This is a genomic window from Desulfolutivibrio sp. (assembly GCF_036584575.1).
In the GTDB taxonomy this organism is placed as follows: domain Bacteria; phylum Desulfobacterota; class Desulfovibrionia; order Desulfovibrionales; family Desulfovibrionaceae; genus Desulfolutivibrio.
Genome location: NZ_JAZHDB010000015.1, coordinates 1 through 7,984, shown reverse-complemented (window position 1 = coordinate 7,984; position 7,984 = coordinate 1). Strand labels below are relative to the sequence as shown.

6 protein-coding genes and 4 tRNA genes are annotated in these 7,984 nt (G+C 65.2%); 4 read left to right on the top strand and 6 right to left on the bottom strand.

Annotated elements, in window-relative coordinates; genetic code table 11:
• From V3572_RS01215 to ftsH, 6 genes are all read right to left on the bottom strand, one after another.
• Positions 1-589: ABC transporter permease (locus V3572_RS01215; RefSeq protein WP_332109145.1), on the bottom strand; the 589-nt coding region annotated here is incomplete at its 3' end.
• Positions 576-1,259 (bottom strand): ABC transporter ATP-binding protein, encoded by a 684-nt coding sequence (locus V3572_RS01210; protein WP_332109144.1) that lies wholly within the window; start codon positions 1,257-1,259, stop codon positions 576-578. The genes V3572_RS01215 and V3572_RS01210, both read right to left, overlap by 14 nt.
• Before the next feature lie 7 nt (positions 1,260-1,266).
• A complete protein-coding gene (locus V3572_RS01205; RefSeq protein WP_332109143.1) occupies positions 1,267-2,478 on the bottom strand; it encodes an efflux RND transporter periplasmic adaptor subunit in 1,212 nt (403 codons plus the stop codon).
• 68 nt (positions 2,479-2,546) lie between these two features.
• Entirely contained in the window at positions 2,547-4,175 is a 1,629-nt protein-coding gene (locus tag V3572_RS01200) for a HAMP domain-containing sensor histidine kinase (protein WP_332109142.1), read from the bottom strand.
• Positions 4,176-4,248: 73 nt separating this feature from the next.
• Positions 4,249-5,328: an A/G-specific adenine glycosylase gene (locus tag V3572_RS01195; RefSeq protein WP_332109141.1), complete on the bottom strand. Its 1,080-nt coding sequence runs from the start codon at positions 5,326-5,328 to the stop codon at positions 4,249-4,251.
• Positions 5,325-7,151 carry an ATP-dependent zinc metalloprotease FtsH gene (gene ftsH, locus V3572_RS01190; protein ID WP_332109146.1) on the bottom strand — a complete coding sequence of 609 codons (1,827 nt, stop codon included), beginning with the start codon at positions 7,149-7,151 and terminating at the stop codon, positions 5,325-5,327. The genes V3572_RS01195 and ftsH overlap by 4 nt, the downstream gene beginning before the upstream one ends.
• Positions 7,152-7,469: 318 nt before the next feature.
• Between ftsH and V3572_RS01185 the strand changes: the two genes are divergently transcribed.
• The 4 genes from V3572_RS01185 to V3572_RS01170 all read left to right on the top strand — a co-directional run bounded on the left by V3572_RS01185 (position 7,470) and on the right by V3572_RS01170 (position 7,882).
• Positions 7,470-7,545: transfer RNA gene (locus V3572_RS01185), tRNA-Thr, on the top strand.
• A 5-nt stretch (positions 7,546-7,550) separates the two neighbouring features.
• Positions 7,551-7,636 (top strand) — tRNA-Tyr (locus V3572_RS01180).
• A gap of 60 nt (positions 7,637-7,696) precedes the next feature.
• Positions 7,697-7,773: transfer RNA gene (locus V3572_RS01175), tRNA-Gly, on the top strand.
• A 33-nt stretch (positions 7,774-7,806) separates the two neighbouring features.
• Positions 7,807-7,882 (top strand) — tRNA-Thr (locus tag V3572_RS01170).
• Positions 7,883-7,984: the final 102 nt, after the last annotated feature.

Sequence of the window (7,984 nt, the reverse complement as noted above, 5' to 3'; positions counted from 1 at the left end):
TTTTTTTCATGGTCTCGTCCACGTAGCTGAAATGGAAGAGCAGGGTGGACAGGTCGGTGTCGGGCCGGGCGCCGTCGTAGATGCCCCGGATGACCATTTCCCACTGCCCGGGATAGATGGTCCCCTTGAGGGTGATGGTGTCGCCGAGTTTCCAGTTGAAGCGTTCGGCCAGCTTGCGGCCGACGATGGCTCCCTTGCGGTCGCGCAGGAAGTCGTTTTTCTGGCCGGGTTGGATGAGGATTTCCGGGTACAGGGCCAGGTAGGATTCGGGTTCCACCACGAAGTTGGCGAAGAAGTTTTTTTCGTCGATGTAGATGCCGCCGAACCAGTTGCCGTAGGAGACGTGGGTGATGCCGGGCACGCCCCGGATGCGTTCCCGGTAGGATAGGGGCAGGGGGACGATGAGCGAGACGGCGTTGCGGGTCACGAGACGGGTGGCTGACGAGGCCTCGACCCCGATGTGCCAGGCGTCCATGACCGTGCGCAGAAGTCCGAAGGCCAAAAGGGCCACGGTGATGCCGAGAATGGTCAGAAAGGAGCGCAGGGTGTGGCGGAAGGCGTTTTTAACGACCAGCCTAATCAGAAACATGGAGCACGCCCTTGTCCAGGCTGCGCACGAGGTGGGCGGCGTCGGCGGCCCGCTGGTCGTGGGTGACCATGATGATGGTCTTGCCCAGTTCGGTGTTCAGGCGGTTCATGAGGTGCAGGATGTCCTGGGCGGAAACCCGGTCCAGGTCGCCGGTGGGTTCGTCGGCCACGATGATGTCCGGGTCGGCCACGATGGCCCGAGCGATGGCCACGCGTTGCTGCTGGCCGCCCGAGAGTTGGTTGGGGCGGTGGTCCATGCGGTCGGCCAGGTTGACGGCCTCTAGGGCATGGGCGGCGTGCTCCCGGCGTTCATGCCGGGAGAGAGTGGTCAAAAGCAGGGGCAACTCCACGTTTTCCAGGGCCGTGAGCACCGGGATGAGGTTGTAGAACTGGAAGATGAATCCCACATGGCCGCTACGCCAGTCGGCCAACTCGCCTTCGGACAGGGTGACGATGTCCGTGTCGCCCATCAGGATTTGGCCCGAGTCGGCGGTGTCGATGCCTGCGATGAGGTTTAAAAGCGTGGACTTGCCCGAGCCCGAGGGCCCGATCAGGGCCAGAAATTCTCCGGCGGCGATGTCGAAGGTGATGCCCGAAAGCACGGGGATGGATTGGTCGCCCCGGGTGTAGGACTTGCAGAGGTCGCGGATGCGGATGAGCGGGGTGTCCATGCCGCGCCTATCCTTCCTGGATGGTGATGGCGTCGCCGGTGGCAAGCGCCGCCGGGGGCGACAGCACCAGCCGGTCGCCCGGGGATATCCCTCCCGTGATCTCCACCATGTCGCCAAGGGGGGCGCCGGGGGTCACGGGAATTTCTTTGGCGTGGCCGTCCTCGATGCGAAAGACGATGTCGCGACCGCCGCGTTTGGCCAGCGCCCTGGCCGGAACGGCCAGCCGGGGAATCTTCTCTCCCGGGGCCAGGGGGCGTTCCAGGAAGGCCGCCTTGGCGCTCATCTCGGGCATGACCCGGGGATCGAGGGCCGCGAAGCGGATCTTGACCATGACCGTGGCCTTGGTGCGATCCGCCGTGGGCACGATCATATGCACGTAGCCGGGAAAGCGTTCGTCGGGGAAGGCGTCCAGGATGATTTCGCAGGGGGCCCCGGATTTGACCTTGGACAGGTTGGATTCGGACACGTCCACCTCCACCTGGAGCGAGGAGAGGTCGGCGATGGTGACCACGGCGGCCTTGGCGTTGGCCGAGGCCCCAAGCGGGGAGATGATGTCGCCCACATCGGCGTTCTTGGTCAGGATCACGGCGTCGAAGGGGGTTCGGACCAGGGTGTATTCCAGATTGGCCCGGGCCTCGGCCACGGCCGCCGTCCGGGCCGCCAGTTCGGCCTCGGCCTGGTCCAGGGCGGCTTTGGCTTTGTCTTTGCGGGCCTTGGACGAGTCGTGTTCGGATTTGGCCACGTAGCCGTTATTCACCAGTCGGGACATGCGGCCGTGGTGCAATTCGGCGTCGGTCAGTTCGGCCCTGGCCTCGGCAATGCGGTGCCCGGCGTTTTCCAGTTGCGCGGCGGTCTGGTCCAGAGCGGCGGTCACGTCATCGTTTTCAAGCCTGGCCACGATGTCGCCCCGCTTCACGGTGCTTCCCTCCTCCACCCCGATCCACACCAGCCGCGCCGTGGCCTTGGTGGCCAGCGAGGCCTTGCGGTCGGCCACCACGTAGCCGCTGGCCGACAGCAGGGTGAGCGCCCGGGAGGGATAGGTCATGGCCGCCTTGCCCGCCTCCACCGTGTGGGAGCTGGGGAAAAAGACGTAGGCCGCCGCCAGGGCCAGGATCGCGGCCAGGGCCAGGATCACGCGGCGTGTGCGCCTGCGGCCGCGCGCGCCGGGTGCGGCGGGGCCGCTTTTCTCGATGCGGAGTTTTGTCAGATCGGAGGTCATGGATGGCTCGTGGTCTGAAATGATGATCTAAGACAAGCGCCTTAATGCCTGGCGGGCCTGCGGTCAAGTCAGGAACGCGGCGGGTTGGCCATGGTCAGGGTGAAGGTGCTGCCCTGGCCGGGGACGCTTTGCACCGTGACCTGCCCGCTGTGGGCCCGGGCCACGGCCCGGGCGATGGCCAGCCCCAGGCCCGTGCCGCCGGGCTTGTCCGTCAGATGGTCGCCGAGTTGGCGGAAGGTTTCGAAGATGGCCTTCTGGTCGTCGGGGGCGATGCCCCGGCCGGTGTCGATCACGTCCACGGCCGCGCCGTCGGCCGTGGGCCGCACCCGGCAGGTCACGCCGCCCGACGTGGTGAAGGCCACGGCGTTTTGCAGAAGATGGGCCAGGGCCGCAGCCAGACGCCGGGCGTCGCCGATGACCGGGCAGGGACACTGGCCGCGCTCAAAGGACAGGGCCAGCCCCTTGTCGGCGGCCTGTCGGCGCACCGTCTCCATGGCCGTCTCGACGGCGGCGCACAGATCCATGGGGGCCATGTCGAAGACCGCGCTGCCCGATTCCAGGTCGGACAGGTCGATGACCTTTTCGACGAGATCCGACAGCCGGTCGGCCTCCTGGACCATGACCGGCAGATTGGCGGCGATCTGGGCGGCCGAGCGGCCGAAGTCGTCCGTGCGGCCCAGGGCCTGGGGCAGGATGTCCCGGGCAAAGCGCCGGGCGATGAGTTTGGCGAACCCCAACACGGCGGTCAGCGGGGTCTTGAATTCGTGGGATACCGTGGACAAAAACACGGTCTTCAGGCGTTCGCGTTCGCGCAGCCTGCGGTTGGCCTCTTCGAGCTCGGCGGCCTTTTGGGCTAGATCCCGGGTGCGCTGGCGCACCAGCTCCTCAAGGCCGTGGTTGAGGTCGGCCAGCTTGGCCTCGGCCCGCTTTCGCCCGGCGACCATGGCGTTTAAGTGGTGGCACAATCGGGATATCTCGTCGCTGCCGCCCACGTCGAAGCGCATGTCCAGGTTCCCGGCCGTGACCTCGCCGGTTTTGCGGGTGATGTCGGCCACCCGGGTGATGAAGGCCCGGTGGATGTAGGCCATGACCACGGCCAACAGGGCGGCGAGCCCCAGAAAGAGCACCACCGTGCGTTTGAAATGGAACTGTTTGAGGCGTTCGTGCTGGTCCCTGACGTTTTGCAGCATGACCACGGTTCCCAGGATGGGCCGGGCCGCGCCATGGCAATGGTGGCAGGAGGGGGCGTTGGAGACGGTTTTGACCTCGGTGAAATAGGGCTCTCCTCCGATATGCAGGATGTCGCTGCGCTCCCCGGGGCTGGCCAGGCTCTGCCCGAGCATGGCCGCGAAGGAGGCGTCGGGGACTACCTCATTGATGTTTTTACGCAGGGCGGCTTCCCGGTTGGAATAGGTGATCTCGCCTTTTTGATCGGTCATGTACAGGGAGACGCGGCCATAGGGGGCCAGGGACTCGAACTGGCGGCGGGTGGCCTCGTCATCCCCCTTTCTCATGGGTTCCTCGACGGCCATCTGCAAAAGCTCCGCGCTGAAGGCCGAGGCGTTTTTCAGTTCCACGAGCAGGTTGTCGCGAAACCAGTTGACGTCCACGGCCACGATCCCGGCATAGACCACGATGGCGGACACGAAAACGGCTGTGGCGATCTTGACGCCCAGGGAATGGCGGAAGGGATTCATGGCCTTAAGCCCTCGCGGTGGGGCGGAAAGAAACCGGGAACACGCCCTTCATAGTGCGCTTCAGATCATGGAATCAGAAAAAGCGCAAATCCGCTCGCAGGGAATCGATCAGCTTGCGGTGCCCGGCGGGGAAGGCCAGGCCGTCCAGGTCGGCCAGGCTGGCCCAGCGCGATTCCACGGCGGCGGTCAGAACCGGGGAGGGCATCCCCGGGAGGGCGGGGTCGGCCGGGGCCAGCAGATAGCAGTGCAGCGTCACCCGGTAGGTGGTGTAGCCGTGCCGGATGACCCCCAGGGGGGCCTCGACGCGGGCCGAAAACCCCGTTTCCTCGGAAAGCTCCCGCACGGCGGCATCCTCGGGGGCCTCGCCCGCCTCCACCCGGCCGCCGGGGAATTCCCACAGGTTGCCCCAGGCCCCGCCGGGACGCCGACGCTGGATGAAAAAAAGGCCCTGGCAGCGAAAGACCGCCGTGGCCACGGTGATCAGCTCGATGGATTTGCCCTTGGTGCGCACCGGGCGTTCGGCCACGATGTCCAGATGCCTGGCCTGGCACAGGTCGGCCACGGGACACAGGCCGCAGGCCGGGTTTTTGGGTCGGCAGACCACCTCTCCAAGCTCCATGAGGGCCTGGAAGAAGTCTCCGGCCCGGCCCGGGGGGAGCAGGGCGGCGGCCAGCTCCCGGACCCGTTCCCGGCCCTGGCGTTCCTTGATGGGGGCGTCGATGTCGTGGGTGCGGGACAGCACCCGCTCCACGTTGGCGTCCACGGCGGCATGGTCCAGACCCAGGGCCAGGGCGGCCACGGCCCCGGCGGTGTAGGGGCCGACCCCGGGCAGGGCGGCGATGTCCTCCAGGGTGTCCGGGAAGGCGCCGCGTCCGGCGATGATCTTCGCCGTAGCCTGAAGGTTCCTGGCCCGGCAGTAGTAGCCCAGGCCCTCCCACAATTTCAGCACCTGGTCGGGATCGGCGGCGGCCAGTGAGGGGAAATCCGGGAAGCGGGCCACGAACCGCTGGAAATAGACGGCGGCCCGGGAGGCCTGGGTCTGCTGCAACATGACCTCGGAGACCAGCACCCGGTAGGGGGTGGGGTTCTCCCGCCAGGGCAGGGGGCGGCTATTGGCCGAATACCAGGACAAAAGGCGCGCGGTGAAGCTCACGCGGCAGGTCCGGGGGCTGGGGCGGCGTCCAAAAGGGCCTCGAACTGGACGTCGTCTAGAACCTCCTGGTCCAGGAGCTTGCGGGCCACGCGCTCCAGGTCCGGGCGTCTGGCGGCCAGAAGATCCGAAACATGGTCCATGCGTTCCATGAGGATGCCCTTGATCTCGTCGTCCAGGAGGGCGGCCGTGGCCTCGCTGTATTCCCGCCCGGCCAGGGGGGCCTGCTCCGGGGACAGGAACATGGGGCGGTTCTGGCGCGGGAAGGTGGCCGGTCCCAGGGTCGTGCCCATGCCGTATTCGCTGACCATGGCCCGGGCGATGTCCGTGGCCCGTTGCAGGTCGTTGTGGGCGCCCGTGGACACGTCGCCGAACACCAAGGCCTCGGCCGCCCGGCCGCCCAGGAGCACGTCGATGCGGCCCACAAGCTCGGCCTTGGTCATGAGGTAGCGGTCCTCGGTGGGCAACTGCTGGGTGTAGCCCAGGGCCCCGATGCCCCGGGGCACGATGGAGATCTTGTGCACCTTGTCCGCCCCGGGGGTATAGCGGGCCACCAGGGCGTGGCCTGTTTCGTGAAAGGCCACGATCTCTTTTTCCTTGGGGTTGATGACCCGGTTCTTTTTTTCCAGGCCCCCCACGATGCGGTCCACGGCCTCGTCCAGGTCGGCCATCTCCACGGCCTGCTTGCCGTGCCGCGCGGCCAGAAGGGCGGCCTCGTTTATGGCGTTGGCCAGGTCCGCGCCGGAAAACCCCGGGGTCTTTTTGGCGATGGTGGCCAGATCCGCATCCGGGCCGAGTTTGACGTTTTTGGCGTGGACCTCAAGGATGGCCAGGCGTCCGGCCACGTCGGGCTTGTCCACCAGCACCTGGCGGTCGAAGCGCCCGGCCCTCAGAAGCGCCGGGTCCAGGGTCTCGGGCCGGTTGGTGGCGGCCATGATGATCACCCCCACCCGGGGGTCGAAGCCGTCCATCTCCACCAAAAGCTGGTTTAGGGTCTGTTCGCGTTCGTCGTGGCCGCCCATTACGGCCATGCCCCGGGCCTTGCCGATGGCGTCGAGCTCGTCGATGAAGATGATGCACGGGGCCTTTTCCCGGGCCTGGGTGAAGAGCTCGCGCACCCGCGCCGCGCCCACGCCCACGAACATCTCCACGAATTCCGAGCCGGAGATGGAGAAAAAGGGCGCCGCCGCCTCCCCGGCCACGGCCCGGGCCAAAAGGGTCTTGCCCGTGCCCGGAGGGCCGATCAGCAAGACGCCCTTGGGCATGCGGCCGCCCAGAATCTGGAAGCGCTCGGGTTCTTTGAGGTAGTCGATGATTTCTTTGAGCTCGTCTTTGGCCTCGTCGCATCCGGCCACGTCGGCAAACCGGGTCTCGATGTCCTTTTCGGCGAAGACCTTGGCCTTGTTGCGGCCAAAGGCCATGACCCCGCCGCCGGGATTCATGCGCTGCATCATGAAATACCAGATGCCGAAAAAGAGCAGGATGGGCAGCACCCAGGACATGAGGTCGCGCAGAAACGTGCTTTCGGGCTGGGCTCGGAAGGTCACGTTGTGCTTGGTGAGTTCGTCGGACAGGCTGGGGTCCACGCGGCGGGTGACGAAGGGGGCGTCCTTGGGCTCGCCTTGCTCCGTGGTCTTCATGGTCCCGGAAATGATGTCCCCGGTGACGGCCACGTCCACGATCTCCCCGTTTCGCAGGGCGGTGAGGAAGTCGCTGTAGGCCAGGTTTTTGGGGCCATAGGAGGAGACGATGAGATTGTTGAGCATAAAAACGCCCCAAATGGCGATGATGACATACCAGATGGAGAATTTTTGGTGTTTTTCCATTTGTTTCACGGGATTCTCAGGGGGATGGAGGTTGGTCGGCGCGCCAGGCAAAGCGGGGCTGGCCGATAGGGTAAATAGCGCCGAAACGTAAAATGGCAAGCGCAGTATAGGGCGGATGGCGATTTCGGGCAACGTGGCGCGGCCTGTCCGGGAGGGCGGAGAAAGAAAATGTCCGGGGGATGAAAAAAGTGCTTCCCATCAATGGAGAATTCGTCTAGGTATCCCCTCTTGCCGCCTGTGGGAGCAGGGCGGCCACGGAAAGGCGAACAAAACATTGACAAAAGCCCCACCATACGCTAACTGGCTTTCTCTTGGGCCGCTGGCGTAGCTCAATTGGTAGAGCAGCTGATTTGTAATCAGCAGGTTGCGGGTTCAAGTCCCATCGCCAGCTCCAGACGCGGAGGGGTTCCCGAGTGGCCAAAGGGAACAGACTGTAAATCTGTCGGCGTCAGCCTTCGGAGGTTCAAATCCTCCCCCCTCCACCATATGCGAAAAGTGCTGTAGGAGACAGGGAATCCTGTCGCCTGGACTACAGGTGACATATCGCGGGAATAGCTCAATTGGCTAGAGCATCAGCCTTCCAAGCTGAGGGTTGCGGGTTCGAGTCCCGTTTCCCGCTCCACATTTCCCTGCCTGTATACAGCATGATTGACAGGCCCACGTAGCTCAGTCGGCAGAGCACTTCCTTGGTAAGGAAGAGGTCACCGGTTCGAATCCGGTCGTGGGCTCCACACATTTTCCGGCGAAACGCCGCACGCATCAAGACCATAAAGAACTCCAGGGGGAAACCATGGGCAAGGCGAAATTCGAACGCAACAAGCCGCATGTCAACA